The organism is Rhodobacteraceae bacterium IMCC1335, from assembly GCA_039640495.1.
Taxonomy (GTDB): domain Bacteria; phylum Pseudomonadota; class Alphaproteobacteria; order Rhodobacterales; family Rhodobacteraceae; genus Thalassovivens.
The window spans coordinates 988325-1010634 of sequence record CP046864.1; the positions used below are offsets into that span (position 1 = coordinate 988325).

20 protein-coding genes are annotated in these 22310 nt (G+C 51.9%); 12 read left to right on the forward strand and 8 right to left on the reverse strand.

Translation table 11 applies throughout. The features are described 5' to 3' along the window. Nucleotides 1-19: 19 nt before the first annotated feature. The 5 genes from odhB to mdh form a co-directional block, all read right to left on the reverse strand. Entirely contained in the window at nt 20-1534 is a 1515-nt protein-coding gene (odhB, locus tag GN241_04750) for a 2-oxoglutarate dehydrogenase complex dihydrolipoyllysine-residue succinyltransferase (GenBank protein XAT56729.1), read from the reverse strand. A 3-nt stretch (nt 1535-1537) separates the two neighbouring features. Continuing rightward, nucleotides 1538-4501: a 2-oxoglutarate dehydrogenase E1 component gene (locus GN241_04755; GenBank protein ID XAT56730.1), complete on the reverse strand. Its 2964-nt coding sequence runs from the start codon at nt 4499-4501 to the stop codon at nt 1538-1540. Nucleotides 4502-4679: 178 nt separating this feature from the next. Then, nucleotides 4680-5561, reverse strand: a complete 882-nt coding sequence (gene sucD, locus GN241_04760) for a succinate--CoA ligase subunit alpha (protein ID XAT56731.1) — start codon at nt 5559-5561, stop codon at nt 4680-4682. A gap of 3 nt (nt 5562-5564) precedes the next feature. After that, nucleotides 5565-6758, reverse strand: coding sequence for an ADP-forming succinate--CoA ligase subunit beta (gene sucC, locus GN241_04765; GenBank protein ID XAT56732.1), 1194 nt, complete (start codon nt 6756-6758; stop codon nt 5565-5567). 333 nt (nt 6759-7091) lie between these two features. Beyond that, nucleotides 7092-8054, reverse strand: coding sequence for a malate dehydrogenase (gene mdh, locus GN241_04770; GenBank protein ID XAT56733.1), 963 nt, complete (start codon nt 8052-8054; stop codon nt 7092-7094). Nucleotides 8055-8253: 199 nt separating this feature from the next. On the opposite strand from mdh, the gene GN241_04775 reads away from it, so the two are divergent. From GN241_04775 to GN241_04825, 11 genes are all read left to right on the forward strand, one after another. Next, a complete protein-coding gene (locus tag GN241_04775) occupies nt 8254-9000 on the forward strand; it encodes a TSUP family transporter (protein XAT56734.1) in 747 nt (248 codons plus the stop codon). A gap of 140 nt (nt 9001-9140) precedes the next feature. Next, complete coding sequence (locus tag GN241_04780; GenBank protein ID XAT56735.1) at nt 9141-10001, forward strand: CoA ester lyase; 861 nt, start codon at nt 9141-9143, stop codon at nt 9999-10001. A gap of 3 nt (nt 10002-10004) precedes the next feature. Further along, nucleotides 10005-10559: a hypothetical protein gene (locus GN241_04785; GenBank protein XAT56736.1), complete on the forward strand. Its 555-nt coding sequence runs from the start codon at nt 10005-10007 to the stop codon at nt 10557-10559. Further along, nucleotides 10556-10762 carry a DUF1737 domain-containing protein gene (locus GN241_04790; protein ID XAT56737.1) on the forward strand — a complete coding sequence of 69 codons (207 nt, stop codon included), beginning with the start codon at nt 10556-10558 and terminating at the stop codon, nt 10760-10762. Before GN241_04785 ends, GN241_04790 begins: the two co-directional genes overlap by 4 nt. Further along, complete coding sequence (locus GN241_04795; GenBank protein XAT56738.1) at nt 10763-11797, forward strand: hypothetical protein; 1035 nt, start codon at nt 10763-10765, stop codon at nt 11795-11797. A 14-nt stretch (nt 11798-11811) separates the two neighbouring features. Next, on the forward strand, nt 11812-12546 hold the full coding sequence (locus tag GN241_04800) for a hypothetical protein (protein XAT56739.1): 735 nt from the start codon (nt 11812-11814) through the stop codon (nt 12544-12546). A 164-nt stretch (nt 12547-12710) separates the two neighbouring features. Next, on the forward strand, nt 12711-13094 hold the full coding sequence (gene sdhC, locus GN241_04805; GenBank protein XAT56740.1) for a succinate dehydrogenase, cytochrome b556 subunit: 384 nt from the start codon (nt 12711-12713) through the stop codon (nt 13092-13094). Nucleotides 13095-13109: 15 nt separating this feature from the next. After that, complete coding sequence (gene sdhD / locus GN241_04810; protein ID XAT56741.1) at nt 13110-13481, forward strand: succinate dehydrogenase, hydrophobic membrane anchor protein; 372 nt, start codon at nt 13110-13112, stop codon at nt 13479-13481. Between the two features lie 12 nt (nt 13482-13493). Then, entirely contained in the window at nt 13494-15299 is a 1806-nt protein-coding gene (locus GN241_04815; GenBank protein XAT56742.1) for a succinate dehydrogenase flavoprotein subunit, read from the forward strand. A 49-nt stretch (nt 15300-15348) separates the two neighbouring features. Continuing rightward, the gene (sdhB, locus tag GN241_04820; protein XAT56743.1) at nt 15349-16128 is read left to right on the forward strand and encodes a succinate dehydrogenase iron-sulfur subunit; all 780 of its coding nucleotides are present in this window, start codon (nt 15349-15351) and stop codon (nt 16126-16128) included. 53 nt (nt 16129-16181) lie between these two features. After that, nucleotides 16182-17027, forward strand: a complete 846-nt coding sequence (locus tag GN241_04825) for a DUF1989 domain-containing protein (protein ID XAT59178.1) — start codon at nt 16182-16184, stop codon at nt 17025-17027. A 77-nt stretch (nt 17028-17104) separates the two neighbouring features. On the opposite strand, the gene deoD is transcribed toward GN241_04825, so the two are convergent. From deoD to GN241_04840, 3 genes are all read right to left on the reverse strand, one after another. After that, entirely contained in the window at nt 17105-17812 is a 708-nt protein-coding gene (gene deoD / locus GN241_04830) for a purine-nucleoside phosphorylase (protein ID XAT56744.1), read from the reverse strand. A gap of 9 nt (nt 17813-17821) precedes the next feature. Next, nucleotides 17822-18259, reverse strand: a complete 438-nt coding sequence (locus GN241_04835) for a GNAT family N-acetyltransferase (protein XAT56745.1) — start codon at nt 18257-18259, stop codon at nt 17822-17824. A gap of 103 nt (nt 18260-18362) precedes the next feature. Further along, on the reverse strand, nt 18363-20330 hold the full coding sequence (locus GN241_04840) for a protein meaA (GenBank protein ID XAT56746.1): 1968 nt from the start codon (nt 20328-20330) through the stop codon (nt 18363-18365). A gap of 425 nt (nt 20331-20755) precedes the next feature. On the opposite strand from GN241_04840, the gene ccrA reads away from it, so the two are divergent. Then, nucleotides 20756-22033, forward strand: a complete 1278-nt coding sequence (gene ccrA / locus GN241_04845; protein XAT56747.1) for a crotonyl-CoA carboxylase/reductase — start codon at nt 20756-20758, stop codon at nt 22031-22033. The last annotated feature ends 277 nt before the right edge of the window (nt 22034-22310 follow it).

Sequence of the window (22310 nt, forward strand, 5' to 3'; positions counted from 1 at the left end):
GTCAGTTTTGGGCTTCACCCTAAAGATCCATGAGCAAGCGCCGGGGATCTTCAAGCGCTTCTTTGACGCGGACTAAGAAGGTTACGGCGCCTTTACCATCCACGATCCGGTGGTCATAGCTGAGGGCCAGATACATCATCGGCCGGATTACCACCTGGCCATTCACGGCGATGGGGCGGTCTTGGATTTTATGCATGCCCAGGATCCCCGATTGCGGGGGGTTCAAAATGGGAGAGGACATTAATGAGCCATAAACCCCGCCATTGGAAATGGTGAAAGTGCCGCCTTGCATTTCTTCCATGCTCAGCTTGCCGTCGCGAGCGCGCTGCCCCTTTTCGCTGATCGCTTGCTCGATGGCGGCAAAGCTCATCGCATCAACATCCCGAATCACGGGCACAACCAAGCCGGTTGGCGTGCCAGCCGCGATGCCCATATGGACAAAGTTCTTATAAACGATATCGGTGCCATCTATTTCGGCATTGACTTCGGGAACCTCTTGCAAAGCATGGCAGCAGGCTTTGGTGAAGAAAGACATGAAGCCAAGTTTGACGCCATGCTTCTTTAAGAAGAGATCTTTATATTCTGATCTTAGATCCATCACGGCGCTCATGTCGACTTCGTTATATGTTGTCAGCATGGCGGCTGAGTTCTGGCTGTCTTTTAAGCGCCGCGCAATGGTTTGACGCAAGCGTGTCATTTTCACCCGCTCTTCACGCGCTGCATCACTGGCCATAACTGGGGCGCGCGGCGCGGCTGGTGTTTGAACGGTTGCGGTTGGGGCTTGCGCGGCGGCGGCAACAGCCCGTGTTACATCTTCTTTCATTACACGGCCATCGCGGCCGGTGCCTTGCACCGTGCCGGGTTTAAGACCCGCCTCGGCCATGGCTTTTTTTGCGGCTGGCGCGTCTTCCACCGAGCTGGCTTTGGCCGTGCTTGAAGCGGCCTCTGGAATGGGCTGCGCGGCGGGCGCGTTGCCTTCCTCCTCTACTTTGCCGATCACGGCCAAAATGGCGGTTGCATCCACTGTGCTGCCTTCCGCTGCGATGATTTTTTTCAAAACCCCTGCGCTTGGCGATGGAACTTCCACGCTGACCTTATCCGTTTCCAGTTCGCATAGGATCTCATCGCTTTTAACGCTGTCGCCTGGCGCTTTGAACCAGCTGGCCACGGTGGCTTCGGTCACGCTTTCCCCCAAAGTTGGTACGGCAACCTCAATATCAGATGAGTCTGCTGCCGCGTTTGACGGCGCTTTAGGGGCTGGGGTTTTGCCGGCATCCGAAGCCTCGGCATTGCCCGCGCCGCTGGCAATATTGGCCAGCAAAGCATCAACGCCGACGGTTGTGCCTTCTGCTGCAACGATATCGCTGAGAACGCCTGCGGCCGGGCTTGGCACTTCGACGGTGACTTTATCGGTTTCCAACTCGCATAGCATTTCGTCCAAAGCCACAGCATCGCCCGGTTTTTTAAACCAGGTGGCCACCGTCGCTTCTGTGACAGATTCGCCCAAAGTCGGGACGCGAATTTCCGTTGTCATTGGTTATTTCCCTTCGATCGTCAGCGCTTCATCGATTAGCGCGGCTTGTTGGAATTTATGTTGTGCGGCTAAACCAGTGGCCGGTGAGGCGCTGGCCGAGCGGCCCACATAGCGAAGACGGTTATGTTTGGCTTTCATGCGTTCGAGCACCCATTCCAAATTGGGCTCCATGAAGCTCCAGCCGCCCTGGTTCTTAGGTTCTTCTTGACACCAAATCATTTCGGCATTTTCAAAGCGCTGAAGTTCCTTCAATGCTGAGATGGCCGGAAACGGATAGAATTGCTCAAAGCGCATCAGGTAAATATCATCGAGACCGCGGGCATTTCGTTCTTCTAAAAGATCATAATAAACTTTGCCCGAGCACATCACGACGCGTTTGATTTTGGCATCTGGTTTAAGCTTATGCGCCGAGGTGCTGGCTTCCGCATCATCCCATAGCACCCGATGAAAGGACGAGCCGGTGGTGAAATCTTCAGCTTTTGAGACGGCTAATTTATGTCGCAGCAACGATTTTGGCGTCATCAGAATCAATGGTTTGCGAAAGTTCCGGTGCAATTGGCGGCGCAAAATATGAAAATAATTGGCGGGCGTGGTGCAATTGGCTATGATCCAATTGTCCTGCCCGCACATTTGCAAAAACCGTTCGAGGCGCGCAGAGCTGTGTTCTGGTCCTTGCCCCTCGAATCCATGGGGAAGCAACACCACCAGACCGGACATGCGCAACCATTTGCTTTCACCAGAACTGATGAATTGATCAAACATGATTTGCGCGCCATTTGCAAAATCACCGAATTGGGCTTCCCAAAGCGTAAGAGCGTTGGGCTCGGCCAGCGAATAGCCATACTCAAACCCAAGAACGGCATATTCCGACAGCATCGAATCGATCACATCATAGCGCTTTTGTCCGGCGCGAATATGATTGAGCGGGTAATAGCGCTCTTCAGTATCCTGATTGATCAAGCCAGAATGGCGTTGGCTGAACGTGCCGCGGGTACAGTCTTGGCCGGACAAACGCACCGGAAAGCCCTCGCATAATAGGGACCCAAAGGCCAAGGCTTCGCCGGTGGCCCAATCGAAGCCTTCGCCGGCGGCGAACATTTTCTTTTTGCTCTCAAGCATTCGTGCGACGGTTTTATGAAGCGGAAACCCATCTGGCACGCGGCTCAAGGCAGTGCCAATATCTGCCAGCGTTTGGGCAGAAATTGATGTTTCTCCGCGCTGATATTCCTCTCCACGGCGATCCAAATGCGACCAGCGGCCATCCAGCCAATCGGCCTTATTGGGTTTATAGTCTTTTCCGGCTTCAAATTCTTCGTTCATTTTGGCTTGGAAGGCAGCTTTCATATCTTCAATTTCGCCTTCGGGTATCAGCCCATCCTTGACCAGCCGTTCGGTGTAAAGCGAAAGCGTGGTCTTTTGTCGTTTGATTTGATTATACATTAAGGGGTTTGTGAACATCGGTTCATCCCCCTCATTATGCCCAAACCGGCGGTAGCAGAAGATGTCGATCACCACGTCTTTTTGGAATTTCTGGCGGAATTCCGTGGCCACTTTGGCTGCATGCACAACGGCTTCTGGATCATCTCCATTCACGTGAAATATTGGGGCTTCTACCATTAAGGCGATGTCGGTCGGATAGGGCGATGAGCGGCTAAAATGAGGCGCCGTGGTAAATCCAATCTGGTTATTGACCACAACATGGATTGTTCCGCCCGTGCGATGGCCCACCAATCCAGACAGCCCAAAACATTCCGCCACAACACCTTGGCCGGCAAAGGCCGCATCGCCATGCAGTAATAAGGGCAAAACCTGCGTGCGATCCGCATCGCCAATTTGATCTTGTTTGGCGCGCACTTTGCCAATCACAACCGGGTTAACAGCCTCTAAATGGCTGGGGTTTGCTGTGAGTGACAGATGCACGTTATTGCCGTCAAATTCACGGTCGGAGGATGCGCCGAGATGATATTTCACATCGCCAGAGCCGTCTACATCTTCTGGCTTGAATGACCCGCCCTGAAATTCGTTGAAAATCGCCCGATACGGTTTTTGCATCACATTTGCCAATACAGAAAGGCGGCCGCGATGCGGCATGCCGATCACAATATCGCGCACCCCAAGCGCGCCACCACGCTTGATGATTTGCTCTAGCGCGGGGATCAGGCTTTCTCCGCCATCCAAGCCAAAGCGTTTGGTGCCGGTGTATTTGACGTGCAGAAATTTCTCAAACCCTTCGGCTTCAACCATCTTATTCAAGATTGCTTTGCGCCCCTCACGGGTGAATGTGATCTCTTTATCGCGCCCCTCGATACGTTCTTTAAGCCATGAGGATTGCTCGGGGTCCGAAATATGCATGTATTGCAAAGCAAACGTGCTGCAATAGGTGCGTTGCAGAATATCGATGATTTGGCGCATGCTGGCAAATTGCAAGCCAAGCACATTATCAATAAAGATTGGCCGATCCATATCGGCTTCTTCAAAGCCATAAGATTTTGGCTGTAACTCAAGGTGCTGTCCGGTGACTTGAAGTTTCAAAGGATCTAGATCTGCGGATAAATGCCCACGGATGCGGTGGGCTCGAATTATCATCAAGGCGCGGATACTGTCTAAAACCGCGCGTTTCACAGCCTCTTGGCTGACCGTACTGTCGAGCTCTTTGGCCTTTCCAAGGATTTTTTCCTTGGCCGCTGCGGCCTCATGCGGCGGCGGCATCCATTCACCAGTGAGGGCGGCGGTTAGATCATCAGAGGGTTGAGGGGGCCAATCTTTGCGGGCCCAAGACGGGCCAGAAGCGTCTGCTTTCACGTCTAAATCCGCATCCCCCAACGCCTGAAAGAAGGCTTGCCAGGCGCTATCAACTGTATTGGGGTCATGGGCATATTGCGCGTAGAGTTGCTCAAGATAGGCAGCGTTATGCCCCTGCATGAAGGAAGAGGCGTGAAACTGTTCATTCGCAGACTGATCGGTCATGTTAGATCCTCTTAAGATGTTCAAAGTAAGGGGCGCTTATCAAGGGTGTTTTGGAATGGGGTGGCGTCAAAAATGGCTGCGTCAAGCCTTGTGGATAGAGAGCTTTGCCCTGTCTATTGCGCGGGGTGAGACAAGGCAATTTAGCCCTGATATCTTTGCTGATATGGCGCATTAAACGTTACCCGATGGCTTTAAGAACCGCTTCACCCAATCCGGCTGGGCTTTCAGCAACCACGATGCCCGCGGCTTGCATGGCTTCGATTTTATCTTCTGCACCACCTTTGCCACCTGCAACAATGGCACCGGCATGGCCCATGCGGCGGCCCGGAGGGGCTGTGCGTCCGGCGATAAAGCCGGCCACGGGTTTGCTGCGCCCGCGTTTGGCCTCATCTTTTAGAAATTGGGCGGCTTCTTCTTCGGCGCTGCCGCCAATTTCACCAATCATAATGATTGACTGCGTTTCCTCATCGGCCAAGAACCATTCAAGCACATCGATATGTTCGGTGCCTTTGATAGGATCCCCGCCGATGCCCACGCAGGTGGATTGCCCCAGCCCAACATCCGATGTTTGCTTGACCGCTTCATAGGTTAATGTGCCCGAGCGCGACACGACCCCGACAGATCCACGGCGGTGGATATGCCCCGGCATGATGCCAATTTTACAAGCATCAGGCGTGATCACACCGGGGCAATTTGGGCCAATCAGCACGGAATTACTGGTCTCTAAAGCCCGCTTTACTTGCATCATATCCAACACAGGGATGCCTTCTGTGATACAAACGATCAGTTCAATTTCGGCATCCAGTGCCTCTAAAATACTGTCTGCAGCAAAGGGCGGAGGGACATAAATCACCGTGGCATTTGCTTGGGTGACGGCTTTGGCCTCATGCACCGAATTGAACACAGGCAAATCAAGATGCACTTGGCCGCCTTTTCCGGGCGTAACGCCGCCAACCATTTTGGTGCCATAGGCGATGGCTTGCTTGGAATGAAAGCTGCCTTGCGAGCCGGTAAATCCTTGACAGATCACTTTGGTATTTTCGTTTATGAGAATTGCCATGTCTTACCCCTTGACCGCCTTTACAATTTTTTCGGCGCCGTCCTTAAGATTATCGGCTGCGATCACATCCAATCCTGATGTGTTGATGATCTTTTTGCCTTGTTCGACATTGGTGCCTTCCAACCGCACCACCAAAGGCACTTTCAAGCCTACTTCCTTTACCGCGGCCACTACCCCTTCGGCGATCACATCACAACGCATAATGCCCCCAAAAATATTGACCAAAATGCCTTTTACATTTGGATCTGAGGTAATGATTTTGAAGGCTTCTGTAACTTTTTCTTTGGTTGCTCCGCCACCAACATCTAAGAAATTTGCCGGTTCCGCGCCATAAAGTTTGATAATATCCATTGTCGCCATTGCAAGGCCTGCGCCGTTGACCATGCAGCCAATTTCGCCGTTCAAGGCGATATAATTCAGATCGTATTTTGAAGCTTCGAGTTCTTTGGGGTCTTCTTCGGTAGTATCTCTGAGCTCGGCGATATCAGGGTGACGGTAGACGGCATTGCCGTCGAACCCCATTTTTGCATCTAAACATTTCAGATCGCCGCCATCGGTCACAATCAGAGGATTGATTTCCAGCATCTCGACGTCTTTTTCGATAAACAGGCGATAAAGTGTGCCCATTAAGGCCACGCATTGTTTGATTTGTTTGCCCTCTAGCTTCAGCATGAAAGCAATTCTACGGCCATGATAGGCTTGATATCCAGTGGCTGGGTCAACCGAAAAAGACAGAATTTTTTCGGGCGTGTCGGCTGCAACCTCTTCAATGTCCATGCCACCCTCGGTCGAGCAAACGAAAGACACGCGACTGGTTTGACGATCGACCAATAGGGCCAGATAAAGCTCACGCTTGATGCTTGAACCATCTTCGATATAGATGCGGTTGACCTGTTTGCCGGCGGGGCCGGTTTGGTGGGTGACCAAGGTGCGACCAAGCATTTTTTTGGCTTCTTCTGCCGCTTCGGTGGCCGATTTGGCCATGCGAACGCCGCCTTTTTCGCCCGCATCAGCTTCGGTGAAGTGGCCTTTGCCGCGGCCACCAGCGTGAATTTGCGCTTTGACAACCCAAAGAGGCCCATCCAGTTCACCCGCAGCCGTTTTTGCATCGTCTGCCTTGAGCACAAAGCGCCCTTCTGACACCGGGGCGCCATAGCTGCGCAACAAGGTTTTCGCTTGATATTCATGAATATTCATCGAGTGTTCCTACATGACTCAAAGTTTGCGCTATTTAGTCGCATCGAGCCGGCGGTTATAAGCATTTTTTGAAAACTTTTATCGATTTTTACGTTTTTTAATGCTTTGTGATCACAGATTTTATAGGTGTGATCACAAAGTAAAATTTGACGAGTGTTTGAGAAAGGTTGCTCCTGTGGATGGTGGCTTCATGCTTGCCCTCGGCGCCCCATTTATTGGGATAAAAGATGATTCTCTTGCTGAAAATAAAAAAGCCCGCATGCACGCATGCGGGGTTTTTTCGCAGGGTAAAAAGGCCCGACAGGCACGCGTTAGCGCACCGGCGCGCATCCTTTAGGCGAGGCTGTCATCAATATTTTTGCAAGCGGCGACTAGCCCTTTGACGGCCTCAACGGATTTATCGAACATGGCTTGCTCGTCTTTCGTCAATTTAATGTTCACGATTTTCTCAACACCGTTTTTGCCAATGATTGTTGGCACGCCGACATACATATTTTTTAGGCCAAATTCACCATTGCAATTTGCGGCGCAGGGCAAAAGGCGTTTTTGATCCTTTAGATAGGCTTCTGCCATTTCAATGGCCGATGTGGCGGGGGCGTAAAACGCCGAACCGGTTTTCAACATACCAACTATTTCTGCTCCGCCATCGCGGGTACGCTGGATGATTGCATCCAGCTTCTCTTGCGAGGTCCAGCCCATTTCAACCAGATCTGGCAGCGGAATTCCGCCCACGGTGGAATAGCGCGCCAAAGGCACCATCGTATCCCCGTGCCCGCCAAGCACAAAGGCGGTGACGTCACGCATCGAAACCTCAAATTCCAAGCTTAAGAAGTGGCGGAAGCGAGCTGAATCTAAAACGCCGGCCATTCCGCAAACTTTGTGATGGGGCAGGCCAGAGAATTCCCGCAACGCCCAGACCATCGCATCAAGCGGGTTGGTGATGCAAATCACGAAGGCATCAGGCGCATGATCGCGAATACCTTCTCCGACAGATTTCATCACTTTCAGGTTAATCCCCAACAGATCGTCGCGGCTCATTCCAGGCTTGCGGGCGACGCCCGCGGTAACGATGCACACATCTGCGCCGGCGATATCGGCATAAGATTGCGTGCCCGACACATTCGCGTCAAACCCTTCGGCCGGGCCAGATTCTGCGATATCGAGCGCTTTGCCATGTGGAATGCCTTCTGCAATATCGAATAAGACAACATCGCCCAGCTCTTTCATGGCGGCCAGATGCGCCAATGTTCCACCAATTTGTCCGGCGCCGATCAGTGCTATTTTGGGTCGTGCCATAGAAGTTCTCCCGTCTCGGTTTTGCTTCGCATTCGGTTACTGCTTTCTGATAAAATTAGCAAGTGTGCTGCATTGCAGCGCAAAATAGCGTTTGTTCTGAGCCTGGTGCAAAAGGTTGAACCGCCCGGTTCTAGACCATAGGCTCTTTCATATGCAAAGTGGTTTGCGCGGGCCCATTTGATAAGAAAGATGGCTGTTTATGGAGGCTTGGATGTTTGCCCTGATGGGGGCCGCTGTTCTGTTTACAGGCATTTCCAAAAGTGGATTTGGCTCTAAGGTTGATTTTTTTGGGGTCGTGATTTTGGCCGGATTGATGGATCCGGGAAAAGCCATCGGAGTGATGTTGCCGTTGCTGATGGTGATGGATCTGTCGAACCTGCGCGCTTACTGGGGGAAATGGTCGCGCAGCGATGCCCTGACCTTAATTCTTGGCGGCATTCCGGGGGTTATGCTGGGGGCGCTGTTTTTCACGCAGGTCAATCAACAGGTGCTGCAATTTCTGATTGGCCTGATTAGCCTTTTGTTTTTAAGCTGGTTTTGCGCCTCACACCTATCGGCAGTTTTCTCAAGAATGGGCCCGTTTTCACGCCGGGTTGGGGGGCTTGCGGGTCTGGTCGCGGGGTTCACCAGCTTTGTCAGCCATGCTGGTGGTCCGGCAGCAGCGGTGTATCTTCTGTCAAAAAACATGTCCAAAACAGAATATCAAGCCAGTACGGTTTTGGTGTTTTGGGTGATAAATATTTTAAAAGGTGGGTTTTACGCGGGGCTGGGTTTGCTAAGCCGTGAAACGCTCGTGCTTGACCTGATGCTGTTGCCCTTTGCGTTATGCGGCGTTTGGCTGGGGCTGCAGGCGCATCGTAAAATACCTGAAAAAGCATTTTTTGTTTTGATGTATGTTGCTTTGGCGGTTTCTGCTGTGCGCCTTATCTGGTTGTCTTTGGCTTAGGCCGCGCCGAACGCTTTGGCATCATAGACGCCGGCAATGGCCTTTTGGGCTGGGGCAATTCTCGCATGATAACGTTTTGACCTTGAACTTTTCGGCAAGAGATGCGCATTGATTTCGTAATATTATTGCGGAAGCTTCTTATGACCCTATCTCATCGCCCTCTTCGATCTGCGCTTTATATACCAGGTTCCAAGCCGCGGGCTTTGGAAAAAGCGCGAAACCTACCCACCGATAGCATTATTTTTGACCTTGAAGATGCCGTGTCTGCCGAGTCGAAATCCGAAGCGCGCGCAATCCTGCACGCAGCTTTGGCGCAAGGCGGCTATGGCGCGCGTTTGAAAATTGTTAGAATAAATGCGCTTGATACACCTTGGGGCGAAGCTGATATTCAGGCTTTGGATGGGCTTGATCTTGATGCTGTGCTGCTGCCGAAAGTAAATAGAGCGGGTGATTTGGATGCGCTGGCGGATATGATGGGAGAAAAATGGCCGCTTTGGGCGATGCTGGAAACCCCGTTGGGCATTTTAAACGCGGGCGAAATCGCGGCTCATCCACTGCTGCAGGCCTTGGTGGCCGGCACGAATGATTTGGCAAAAGACCTAAAGTGCCAACTTACGCTGACCCGAGACAGTTTACAAATGGCGCTGCAAGCGCTTGTGCTTGCAGCGCGGGCGCATGATGTGGCTTTGCTGGACGGAGTGTATAATCAGTTTCACGATGAAGAAGGGTTGATCGCGCAATGCAGGCAGGGCCGCGCTTTGGGCTTTGATGGCAAAACGCTTATTCATCCGGCGCAGTTAAGCGCTGCAAATCGCTGTTTCGCGCCTTCAGCGGATGAAATTGAATTGGCACAGCGCCAAATATCTGCTTTTGAAGAAGCAGAAGCCGCTGGACAGGGTGTTGCTGTGCTTGATGGAACGATCATCGAGAACCTGCATATCGAAACCGCGCGGAAAACCTTGGCAATGGCGCAGGCAATTGCTGCAATGCAGACGGAGTAAAAAATGGTTTTATTGATAGCGGGTGTTGCGCTGTGGTTCGCTGCGCATGGTTTTAAGCGTCTTGCCCCAGAACGGCGTAGCGCAATGGGCGAAAAAGGAAAAGCTCCGGTTGCAATCGGAATTGCGCTTGGATTGGTGTTGATGATTATCGGTTATCGGCAAGCGGCTTTTATCGAGATTTGGTCACCTCCTGAATTTTTAATTCATGTCAACAATTTGATCATGGTGGTCGCCGTGGCTGTGTTTGCGATGGCGCATACAAAAGGTCGGATGCGTGGCCGGATGCGCCATCCAATGTTGACCTCAGTGAAAATGTGGGCCGCAGCGCATTTGTTGGTAAATGGTGACTTGGCGTCTATCATTCTATTTGGCGGTATGTTGGGCTGGGCTGTTTGGACGGTGGTTAAGATCAACCGCGCAGAAGAGTGGCAGCGGCCCGAGCCCGGCGAAGATAAGCGCGATTGGAAATTTTTAGCGGTGACCGTGGTGACCTTTGCCGTGATGGTGGGTTTACATTTGTGGCTGGGCGTATCGCCCTTTGGGGCTCGGGGCGCATGACCCAATTATATCGATTGCTGACCGGTGAAGACGGATCTGCGTTTTGCCATAAAGTCACTTTGGCTCTTTCAAATGGATGGCGGCTTTATGGCGAGGCACAGTATGTTTTTGATCCAGACAGCCAGAAAATGCGCTGCGCGCAGGCAGTGATAAAAGACAGCTTAAATGCCTATGATCCAGACCGAGCGCTCGGAGAACAATGAATGAGCAAGTCGAATATTGGGCGTTTTTTTGAAGATTATTCACTTGGCGAGGTGATCGCGCACGCTGTTCCTCGCACCCTCACCGAGGGAGAGCGTGCGCTTTATCATGCGCTTTATCCTGCGCGCCATGCATTGAATTCGTCGGATGAATTCGCCCGAAATTGCGGTTTGCCGCGCGCCCCTATAGACGATTGGGCCGCGTTTCATATGGTGTTCGGCAAAACTGTACCGGATATTTCACTCAATGCCGTGGCTAATTTGGGCTATGCAGAAGGGCGGTGGCTGGCCCCAATCTTCACGGGTGATACGGTGCGGGCGGTGTCAGAAGTCATCGGGTTGAAAGAAAACACTAATGGAAAAACCGGCATCGTCTATCTGCGCACGCGCGGGGTAAACCAGCACGGGGACAGCGTTCTTGAATTTGTGCGCTGGGCAATGCTGCGCAAAAGACAGATCAGCTCGCCAGCGCCACAGGCTGTTCTGCCCGAATTGGCCGGGGCGATAGATCCGGCAGATCTCTGCGTTCCAGAGGGGCTGGATTTTTCCAATTATGCGTTTGATCTTGCCGGAGAGCCATATCATTTGTCTGCGTATGAGCGCGGCGAAGTGATTGATCATGTTGACGCAATCACCATCGAAGAAGCCGAGCATATGATGGCAACGCGGCTGTGGCAAAACACTGCCAAAGTGCATTTTGATGTGACCAGCCGCGCCGATGGCAAGCGCCTGATTTATGGCGGGCATGTAATTTCTTTGGCGCGGGCTTTATCCTTTAATGGCCTGGCCAATGCGCAAATGATTGTCGCTTTGAATAGCGGCGCGCATGCCAACCCTTGTTTTGCGGGCGATACCATTTCGGCTTGGTCTGAAGTGCTGGACATAGCGCAAACCCGCGTGCCGGGTATTGGTGCCATGCGTTTGCGATTGGTGGCGCAAAAAAACCAAGCGGGACCGGGGCCGCTGCGCGGGGAAGACCAACGCTATCTTCCTCATATTCTTCTTGATTTGGATTATTGGGCCTTGATACCCTCGTAACCAGAGGAGAGGTGATGCGGATCACATTATTGGCCTTAATGGTGCTTTTTGCGGGCGGGTTGCTCCCTGCTTTTGGCCAGTCAAACGCGGAGAAGATCGACGCGCGAGACGCCTATTTATCCTCTAACATTGTGTCCATTTTTTATCATGAATTGGGGCATGCAATTATCGATAAGATGTCGGTGCCGATTTTTGGCCAAGAAGAAGACGCAGCGGATGTTTTATCCATTTTAATGATCGATCAAGTTTATGACGAAGAGCCGGCCCAAGATATTGCTTATGATGCCGCGCTCGGTTTTTTAGCAGATGCAGAACAGGCGGAAGAATTGGCGTTTTGGGGGGTGCATGGGCTTGACGAACAACGGTTTTATAATCTGATTTGTTTGTTCTATGGAGCCAACCCAGCCGATCGGATCTTTTTTGCCGAGGGTCTTGGGTTGCCAGAAGAACGCGCTGATAGCTGCCCCGAGGAATATGATCAGGCGATTCTAAGTTGGGGAGGGGTGCTGGATCAGATGTTGGCCCTGAAAGGAAAAATAATATTTGAGGGCCCTGTTGAAAGCTTGATTGGCCAAGTGGTGGCCGAAGAAATCGCTTTTTTAAATGGGCAATTGGGCTTTCCTTTTGATTTTGCAGTGTTGATAGAAACTTGCGAGGAGGCTAATGCATTTTACGATCCAGAAACCGGTTCGGTGACGCTTTGCGCAGAATTTGAAACCTATTTAAGCCGGCAATATGAAAACATGTGATCACAAATAAAAACTCTGTGATCACAACATTGCATTTCGTCAAGAGATAGGAAAGAATATCGTTTCTGGGGCTGTTATTACCTTCAAATCAAGATAAAAGAATCCCATCGTATTGGCGAATGGCTGTGGAGGCTTCGCTTTAAAAAGATCGTAAGGGAAATTTAATGGCTGATGTAAGCCGGGGCAATCGCCCTTTGTCACCGCATTTATCAATCTATCGCCCGCAGCTGACCTCGATCACGTCAATCTTGACGCGGATCACGGGCAACGCATTATTGCTGGGCACTATTCTGGTGATTTGGTGGTTATTGGCGGCGGCAACTTCGCCGGCCTATTTTGACATGGTCAACGGATTTGTAACCTCGTGGTTTGGAAAGCTACTCCTATTGGGATCGATCTGGGCGCTGTGGTATCATAGCTTGGCCGGTTTGCGGCATCTGATTTGGGACAACGCTATTGGTTTGGACGTGCCGACAGCCGAAAAACTTGGCTGGGGTGTTATCATAGGTTCGCTGCTGCTGAGCGTCATCACCGTTGTGGTTTTTTAGGGGCAAGGGACAGACATGCGTTATTTAACGGATCGCAAACGTGCTACGGGCCTGGGCAGCGCCAAAACTGGCACCGCGCATTTTTGGGCCATGAAAGTGAGCTCTGCAGCGCTTTTGGTGCTGGTGCCCTTATTCGTCTATACCCTTGGGCGCGTTATCGGTGAAAGCCATAAAGATGTGATCGCGCATTTTGCCCGGCCCGGGCCTGCCTTGATTGTGGCGCTGACGCTGATCGTTGGTCTTGAGCATTTTAAGTCGGGCGCGCAGGTTTTAATTGAAGATTATGTCCATGGGACTGCACAGAAGATCTGGATCATCGCGGTGATTTGTATGTCCTATGCCTTGATGGCAACAGGGCTGTTTGCGATCGCGAAGATGGCACTTTAAAGGGCGAAAGCAATGTCAGAATATACGTTTGAAACCCATGAATATGATGTTGTTGTTGTCGGCGCTGGTGGCGCTGGCTTGCGGGCAACTTTGGGCATGGCAGAGCAGGGGTTGCGCACCGCCTGCGTCACCAAAGTGTTTCCAACCCGCTCTCACACGGTTGCGGCGCAAGGCGGGATCGCTGCCTCGCTTTCAAATATGGGTCCAGATCATTGGCAATGGCACATGTATGATACCGTCAAGGGATCCGATTGGCTTGGTGATACGGACGCGATGGAATATCTGGCGCGCGAAGCGCCGAAAGCTGTTTATGAGCTTGAGCATTATGGCGTGCCATTTTCGCGCACCGAAGAAGGTAAAATTTATCAGCGGCCATTTGGCGGGCATACTACTGAGTTTGGCGAAGGCCCTCCCGTACAGCGTACCTGCGCCGCAGCCGATCGAACGGGCCACGCGATTTTGCACACGTTATATGGCCAATCGCTGAAGAATAACGCTGAATTTTATATCGAATATTTTGCCATCGATTTGGTTATGTCTGAAGATGGGGTGTGCACCGGTGTTGTCTGCTGGAAGCTAGATGATGGCACGATGCACGTTTTCAACGCTAAAATGGTCGTCTTGGCCACGGGTGGCTATGGGCGGGCTTATTTCAGTGCAACCTCTGCGCATACCTGCACCGGGGATGGTGGCGGCATGGTGGCGCGGGCTGGTTTGCCGTTGCAGGATATGGAATTCGTACAATTCCATCCGACGGGCATTTATGGATCCGGGTGCTTGATCACCGAGGGCGCGCGCGGCGAAGGGGGCTATTTGACAAATTCAGAGGGCGAGCGTTTTATGGAGCGCTATGCACCCCATTATAAAGATCTTGCGCCGCGCGATTACGTCAGCCGCTGCATGACGATGGAAATCCGTGAGGGGCGCGGCGTTGGCGCAGAGGGTGATCATATCCACCTTAATTTGAGCCATTTACCCCCCGAGGCTTTGGCCGAACGCCTGCCCGGAATTTCGGAAAGCGCGCGGATTTTTGCCGGTGTTGACGTGACCAAGGAAGCAATTCCTGTTCTGCCCACCGTGCACTATAATATGGGCGGCATTCCGACCAACTATTGGGGAGAAGTTCTAAACCCAACGGCGGATAATCCAAACGCAGTGGTGCCCGGGCTCATGGCTGTGGGTGAAGCAGGCTGCGCATCGGTGCATGGCGCAAACCGCCTTGGCTCAAACTCTTTGATCGATCTAGTCGTGTTTGGGCGCGCAGCCGCGATCCGGGCTGGTCAGGTTGTCGATCGGGCCGCACAGATCCCCAGTTTGAACGCTGCTGAAATTGATAAGGCCTTTGACCGTTTCGATGGGTTACGTCATGCCAATGGCGCGGTGCCAACCGCTGAGCTGCGCCTTGAGATGCAAAAGACCATGCAATCCGATGCGGCCGTATTCCGCGCCTCGGACACATTGGCAGCCGGCCTCAGCAAAATGACCGAAATCGCCGCAAAAATGGATGATATCAAAGTGACTGATACCAGCCTCGTGTGGAATAGCGATCTTATGGAAACGCTTGAATTGGGCAATCTAATGCCCAACGCTTTGGCCACCATCGCCGGCGCCGAGGCGCGTAAAGAAAGCCGCGGCGCGCATGCCCATGAAGATTTCGCTGATCGAGATGATGCGGCTTGGCGGGTGCATACATTGGCGGTGATTGACGGCGCCAAATGCGATCTGAGCTATCGGCCGGTCGTGTTGGATCGCCTCACGGATGAAGATCAGGGTGGCATATCGCTTGAGAGAATCGCGCCTAAAGTGCGTACATTTTGAGCGCGGCTGTGAAAATAAAGACGGGATATAAAGACCAGATGAGGGCAATATGGTTCAGCTAACGCTTCCTAAGAATTCACGGATCCGCACTGGAAAAACCTGGCCAAAACCAGCAGGTGCAACCAATATCCGCAAGTTTTCCATCTATCGGTGGTCGCCAGATGATGGAGAAAACCCCAGCGTTGATACTTATTTCGTGGATATGGATAGATGCGGCCCGATGGTCTTGGACGCGCTGATCAAAATCAAAAACGAAATTGATCCCACCTTGACCTTTCGCCGCTCGTGCCGGGAAGGTATTTGTGGCTCTTGTGCGATGAATATCGATGGCATTAACACGCTGGCTTGTATTTATGGCATGGATGAGATCAAGGGCGATGTGAAGATCTATCCCTTGCCGCATATGCCCGTTATTCGCGATTTGATCCCTGATCTAACGCATTTTTATGCCCAGCATGCCAGCATCATGCCTTGGCTGGAAACCAAAACCAACCGTCCGGCGAAAGAGTGGAAGCAATCGATCGAAGATCGCAAAAAACTGGATGGGCTGTATGAATGCGTGATGTGCGCCTCTTGCTCAACCTCCTGCCCGTCTTACTGGTGGAATGGCGATCGCTATTTGGGGCCAGCTGCCTTGCTGCACGCCTATCGCTGGATCATTGATTCGCGCGATGAAGCTACAGGCGAGCGGTTGGATGAATTGGAAGATCCGTTTAAGCTCTATCGCTGTCATACGATCATGAATTGTGCCAAAACCTGCCCCAAAGGGCTTAACCCGGCTAAGGCGATCTCAGAAATTAAAAAGATGATGGTCGAGCGGACAGTCTAGCGCGCACAGAGCGGCCTGTTTACAGGGTCATTTTGTATAAGGGTGGTCACATGTTGGAAATGCCTGAAGATGGCGCTGCGCGCCAAGCTATAAAGCCCGTGATTTGTTATCCGGTTGAAAGCTTACCCAAGCCCGATATGGCGGCTTTGAAGACATTGCGCCAGTTCGCCGTAAAATCCGATGAAGTGATTATTGCACCGCGCGATGCCAGCTGTTTTGATGCGCCGGCGGGCTCGTTTTTTCGCATTTCTTCTATCGAAGGCGCGCAGGTTGGTGATCTGAATTTGTGGAACGCCCAAAATCTGCATGAACGGTTTTATTCTGGGAAAACCCGCGCTCTGCATGGCACGCATCTCACGCAGGAAGAGCGGATGTGGTCATGCTTTCCCTATTTGAGGCCGATGGCAACGGTATTTGAAGATACGCTTGCATGGTATGGAGTCGATGCATATGGGGGCTCGGTGCATGACGTGATTGGAACCCGCTGTGATCCGTACACGCATGGTTTGCTTTCGGGCGGTGAGGCCTATCACCACTGCTGTCATTCCAACTTAACCCGGGCTTTGGCGGGCAGGCTGGCACGGCCCGTGCGCGAGGTGGAAGAGATGGTGCATGATGTTTTGAACGTGTTTATGTGCACGGGGTTTACCCGCGATACGGGGCAGTATTTCATGAAAGCCAGCCCTGTACGCCCAGGTGATTATCTTGAGTTTTTTGCCGAAATTGATCTTTTGGGGGCGCTAAGCGCCTGCCCTGGGGGGGATTGTTCCTTGGAACATTCCAGCGATACCGCGATATGTCATCCGCTAAAGGTCGAGATCTTTAGCGCGCCCCCGGATGCCTTGGCGGATTGGCAGGGCCCTGCACTGTCGAGCTATGATCGCGGCCACGGGGTGTAATCACGCGGGCGCGAGCCCAAGCAAAACCTGTGATAGCGGCAAAAGGCGCGCGCCGTGCCCGGCTTTGCTGGGCCTTGTTATACGTCAAAAGCTGCGTGCAGCGCGATTTCCACCATATCTCCAAAGCTCTTTTCCCGCTGATCCGCGGGCAGCGCCTCGCCGGTTTGCAAATGATCTGAAACGGTCAAAACGGCCAGAGCCCGAACGCCATATCGCGCGGCAAGATTGTATAATTCGGCCGCCTCCATTTCGACACCCAAGATGCCATGGCGGGTCATTTCTTGGTTTAGGTCGGGACGCTCATCGTAAAACACATCTGACGAGTAGATACCGCCAATATGGGTTGCGATGGCTTTGGCTTGCGCGGCGCGGGCCGCCGCCTCTAACAAAGCATAATCGGCGCAAGGGGCAAAGTTGAATTCTTTAAAAATGCCAAGAGACGGGGTGGAAATGCTGCTGGCGGTCATTGCCAGAATGATATCGCGTATCCCAACATGTGGTTGCATGCCGCCACAGGATCCAATTCGGATCAGAGTTTTGGCCCCATAGTCTTTGATCAGCTCATTGGCGTAGATGGATAAAGATGGCATGCCCATACCCGATCCTTGGATGGTCACCCTGTGGTCTTTATAAAACCCGGTAAATCCCAGCATGCCGCGCACTTCGTTCACAAGCGCGACGTCAGATAGGAAGGTTTCCGCCGCCCATTTCGCGCGATAGGGATCGCCGGGCAAAAGAACGGTTTCTGCGATTTGATCTGGGGTGGCACCGATATGGATTGTCATGAAAAGCCTCTATCGTGTATATTTTATGAAAGGGGTAAGCTGGCCGATCTGATCATATAGATGGCGGGCTTGGTGATTGAATTCTTGCGTCATCCAATAGACGCTTGGGCACCCGGCCTGATCGCTGGCGTGATACACGGCGTTGATTAAAGCTTTGGCAACCCCTTTGCCGCGTTGCTGCGGTGCGGTGAATAAATCTTGCAGATATACCACATCTTCGACCCGCCAATTATGCGGATGAAAAATATAATGCACCAAGCCCACCATTTCACCGCCCAGTTCGGCCACGATTGCGTTTTGCCTTGTGATATCGTTTGAACAGAGGCGCTCAAAGGTGGTGCGATATACGTTTTCCGCCAGCTCGGTTTCATAAAATGCCAGATACCCCTGCCAAAGCGCCTGCCAGGCGTGATAGTCGTTGGGCCGTAAGCTGCGCGTTGTGATCACCGCGTGTTCCTTTATTTGCTCTTGGCGAAAATCTAACGAAGCCTGCCAGACAAGGCCAGCCTTGTTCTTCGGAGGTTGTGATTTTTTGGGGCCTGCGGACGCGTTACTCTGCGGCTAAATCGGTTGGATCTGCAAGACTGACGATATCCATCATAATGGTGTTCAGTTCGAAATCTTTCGGGGTGTATATTTTTGCAACGCCCATCGCTGTCAGACGGATCATATCCTCTTGTGGGATAATGCCGCCAACCACCACGGGAATATTATCAAGTTGGGCCAGTTGCAGGCGTTTCATCATATCTTCTACCAAAGGAATATGGCTGCCCGATAAGATTGACAGACCGATCACATGGGGCTGGTGCTCTTGAACAGAGGCAATCAGTTGTTCGGGGGTTAAGCGGATGCCATCATAAGCAATCTTCATTCCGCAATCGCGTGCGCGGGCGGCGATTTGCTCGGCCCCGTTCGAATGGCCGTCAAGCCCGGGTTTGCCCATCAAAAAGCCCAAGCGGCGCCCCAGCTTCTGACTCACAAGATCGACCGCATCGCGAATTTCATCCAGCCCTTCGCTTTGGTTGGACACGCCATGCGCCACGCCGGTTGGCCCTCTGTATTCGCCATAGATAAGCCGCATTTGCGCCGCCCATTCGCCGGTTGTTACGCCGGCTTTGGCCGCAGCGATAGAAGCGGGCATGATGTTCTCACCTGCCCGCGCCGCCGCGCGTAAGCTGCGCAGCGCGGTCGCAACGGATGCGTCATCGCGGGCGCTGCGCCAAGCGTTCAACCGGTCCACCTGATCTTGCTCAACGGCGGGATCAACCGTCATTATGCCACCATCTCCGGCGGTAAGCGGCGAAGGCTCTCCCGTGGTGAATTTATTGACCCCAACCACGGTGGTTTCTTTCGAAGCGATCTTGTTCAGCCTTTGCGTGTTGCTTTCCACGAGGCGCGATTTCATGTAGCCGATCGCTTCGATTGCGCCGCCCAGCGCATCAAGCGATGCCAGCTCATGGCGCGCTTCGTCTTTCAAACGCTCAACCTTGGCCTCGATGGTGGGGTTGCCGTCGAACAGATCTTCATATTCCAGCAGATCGGTCTCAAAGGCCATGATCTGCTGCATCCGCATCGACCATTGTTGATCCCAGGGGCGCGGTAGGCCCAAAGCTTCATTCCAAGCTGGCAATTGCACGGCTCGCGCGCGGGCATTTTTTGACAATGTGACCGCCAGCATTTCGATCAGAATACGATAGACATTGTTTTCCGGTTGCTGTTCGGTAAGCCCCAGTGAATTAACTTGCACCCCATATCTGAACCGTCGGTATTTTGGATTTTCAACGCCATAGCGGGATTGGCAAATTTCATCCCACAACTCCACAAAAGCGCGCATCTTACACATTTCTGTGACGAAGCGAATGCCTGCATTCACAAAAAACGAGATACGACCGACGAGTTTGGGAAAATCATGCGCTGGCACGCGTGCTTGCAACTCATCCAATACCGCGGTTGCGGTTGCCAAAGCAAAGGCAAGTTCTTGTTCTGGTGTCGCTCCGGCTTCTTGTAAATGATAAGAGCACACGTTCATCGGGTTCCACTTTGGCAGCTGCTCATAGCAATATTCTGCCACATCGCCGATCAATTTGAGCGAGGGTTGCGGGGGGCAAATATAGGTGCCTCGCGACAAATATTCCTTGATAATATCATTTTGCACGGTGCCTTGCAGCGCTCTTATATTGGCGCCCTGCTCCTCAGCAACCGCGATATATAACGCCAGCAGCCAAGGGGCTGTAGCATTGATCGTCATTGAGGTGTTCATCTGGTCGAGGGGGATCTGCTCAAACAGACTGCGCATATCGCCAAGATGGCAAATTGGCACCCCGACTTTTCCAACTTCCCCCTGCGCCAATAGATGATCGCTGTCATAGCCTGTCTGGGTGGGTAAATCGAAGGCTACCGACAATCCTGTCTGGCCTTTTTGCAAATTTGATCGGTAAAGCGCATTTGAGTCGCGCGCCGTTGAATGGCCCGCATATGTTCTGATCAACCATGGACGATCTTTTGGTGATGGGCTCATTTACGCAACCTTTGCGATATAATATTATTACTATTTTTTGTTTTTATATGAAATAATATACCAATGTCAATTCGCTGCGCTGCGGCAGGCTGAAATTTCCATCTGCTTCTTGATCTGGGCTTTGTAGACGAGGACGAACCTTATAAATCAAATGTTTTATTGGCTGTTGTGATCTTTTTATGGATCTTAGCGAATATTTATTTGGAATTATTTTAAATAGGTTTCTTGCCCCGCGATTTGGCTATGGCAGCGCGTGCTACGCCAATTTAAATTTCATCTGAGTTTATTCCGCATAATTTTTTAATTGAAATGTAATTATATTTCAAAAATATATTAAATAAGGTTGCAAAGTTACCTTTTGGGCGATAACGGTGGCTGAGGCAAAAATTTCTGCGCTGCGGCGCGACAGGGCATAGGAGAGAGTAATGGCGCTTGATGTAAAGCCTGAAACGGCACGCTATGAGGCCAAAGAAAAAGATTTATACGACGTCGGAGAAATGCCGCCATTGGGGTTTGTTCCAAAATCTATGCATGCCTGGGCCATTCGCCGCGAGCGGCATGGCGAACCGGATCGCTCGTTCCAATTGGAAGTTGTGGATGTCCCTTCGTTGGGCAGTCATGACGTGCTGGTTTTGGTAATGGCTGCCGGGGTGAACTATAACGGAGTTTGGGCTGGTTTGGGCATTCCAATAAGCCCGTTTGATGTGCATAAAGCCGCGTATCATATCGCTGGCTCTGATGCCTCTGGTATCGTTTGGGCCGTCGGCGAAAAGGTCACAAGATGGCGCGTCGGGGATGAGGTGGTGATCCATTGCAATCAGGATGATGGAGATGATGAAGAATGTAATGGTGGCGACCCGATGTATTCTGCCAGTCAGCGGATTTGGGGTTATGAGACACCGGATGGATCTTTTGCACAATTCACGGCGGTACAATCACAGCAATTGATGCCGCGCCCCAAGCATCTGACATGGGAAGAAAGTGCCTGTTACACGCTGACATTGGCGACCGCCTATCGGATGCTATTCGGGCACCACCCACATGACCTAAAGCCAGGGCAAAACGTGTTGGTTTGGGGCGCGTCTGGGGGTTTGGGCTCTTATGCAATCCAACTGATCAATACGGCTGGCGGGAATGCGATTGCCGTGATTTCGGATGAAGATAAACGCGACTTTGTGCTGAGCTTGGGCGCGAAAGGCGTTATCAATCGCAAAGATTTTAAGTGTTGGGGGCAATTGCCGGTTGTGAATTCTGAGGCATATAAAACCTGGTTCGCCGAGGTGCGCAAGTTTGGCAAGGCCATTTGGGAGATTACGGGCAAGGGCGTGAATGTGGATATCGTGTTCGAACACCCCGGTGAAAGCACCTTCCCCGTTTCGACCTTCGTGTGTAAAAAAGGTGGGATGGTGGTGATCTGTGCGGGCACCACAGGGTATAATCTGACGCTAGATGCACGTTATCTTTGGATGAACCAGAAGCGCGTGCAAGGCAGCCATTTTGCGCATTTGCAGCAAGCCTCAGCGGCCAATAAGCTGATGATCGAACGGCGGTTAGATCCTTGCATGTCCGAAGTCTTTGGTTGGAATGAGATTCCCGCCGCGCATATTAAAATGCGCCGCAATGAGCATAAGCCGGGAAATATGGCGGTTTTGGTACAAGCGCCACGGGCAGGTTTGCGCACGTTTGAGGATGCGATTTTATAGGCTCAAAAAGGACGCCTCGGGCAGGTTGCCACGAAGCGCTTCTGTCAGGGGAGGGCGCAGTCTTTTATGTCCGTTCTATGCTTTTCAGTGGGTTATTGTGAACCCCCTCACTATTTTTGGGGAGTTGGAAAACGCGAATTTCGTTAAATCAGACGCTTTGCTATCCTAGACTTAACACTCTGTTAACCATTTTTCGTGAGAATCGCTATGACGCATAATTGGATTATTGATGTCCTTTCAGATCTTCGTACTTTCGCCGAGAAGAACGGCCTAGAGG

Bases quoted from the DNA above. Each gene is read 5' to 3' on its own strand.
- odhB (XAT56729.1), bottom strand. From the start codon at position 1,534: ATGACAACGGAAATTCGCGTCCCGACTTTGGGCGAATCTGTCACAGAA.
- GN241_04755 (XAT56730.1), bottom strand. From the start codon at position 4,501: ATGACCGATCAGTCTGCGAATGAACAGTTTCACGCCTCTTCCTTCATG.
- sucD (XAT56731.1), bottom strand. From the start codon at position 5,561: ATGGCAATTCTCATAAACGAAAATACCAAAGTGATCTGTCAAGGATTT.
- sucC (XAT56732.1), bottom strand. From the start codon at position 6,758: ATGAATATTCATGAATATCAAGCGAAAACCTTGTTGCGCAGCTATGGC.
- mdh (XAT56733.1), bottom strand. From the start codon at position 8,054: ATGGCACGACCCAAAATAGCACTGATCGGCGCCGGACAAATTGGTGGA.
- GN241_04775 (XAT56734.1), top strand. From the start codon at position 8,254: ATGGAGGCTTGGATGTTTGCCCTGATGGGGGCCGCTGTTCTGTTTACA.
- GN241_04780 (XAT56735.1), top strand. From the start codon at position 9,141: ATGACCCTATCTCATCGCCCTCTTCGATCTGCGCTTTATATACCAGGT.
- GN241_04785 (XAT56736.1), top strand. From the start codon at position 10,005: ATGGTTTTATTGATAGCGGGTGTTGCGCTGTGGTTCGCTGCGCATGGT.
- GN241_04790 (XAT56737.1), top strand. From the start codon at position 10,556: ATGACCCAATTATATCGATTGCTGACCGGTGAAGACGGATCTGCGTTT.
- GN241_04795 (XAT56738.1), top strand. From the start codon at position 10,763: ATGAGCAAGTCGAATATTGGGCGTTTTTTTGAAGATTATTCACTTGGC.
- GN241_04800 (XAT56739.1), top strand. From the start codon at position 11,812: ATGCGGATCACATTATTGGCCTTAATGGTGCTTTTTGCGGGCGGGTTG.
- sdhC (XAT56740.1), top strand. From the start codon at position 12,711: ATGGCTGATGTAAGCCGGGGCAATCGCCCTTTGTCACCGCATTTATCA.
- sdhD (XAT56741.1), top strand. From the start codon at position 13,110: ATGCGTTATTTAACGGATCGCAAACGTGCTACGGGCCTGGGCAGCGCC.
- GN241_04815 (XAT56742.1), top strand. From the start codon at position 13,494: ATGTCAGAATATACGTTTGAAACCCATGAATATGATGTTGTTGTTGTC.
- sdhB (XAT56743.1), top strand. From the start codon at position 15,349: ATGGTTCAGCTAACGCTTCCTAAGAATTCACGGATCCGCACTGGAAAA.
- deoD (XAT56744.1), bottom strand. From the start codon at position 17,812: ATGACAATCCATATCGGTGCCACCCCAGATCAAATCGCAGAAACCGTT.
- GN241_04840 (XAT56746.1), bottom strand. From the start codon at position 20,330: ATGAGCCCATCACCAAAAGATCGTCCATGGTTGATCAGAACATATGCG.
- ccrA (XAT56747.1), top strand. From the start codon at position 20,756: ATGGCGCTTGATGTAAAGCCTGAAACGGCACGCTATGAGGCCAAAGAA.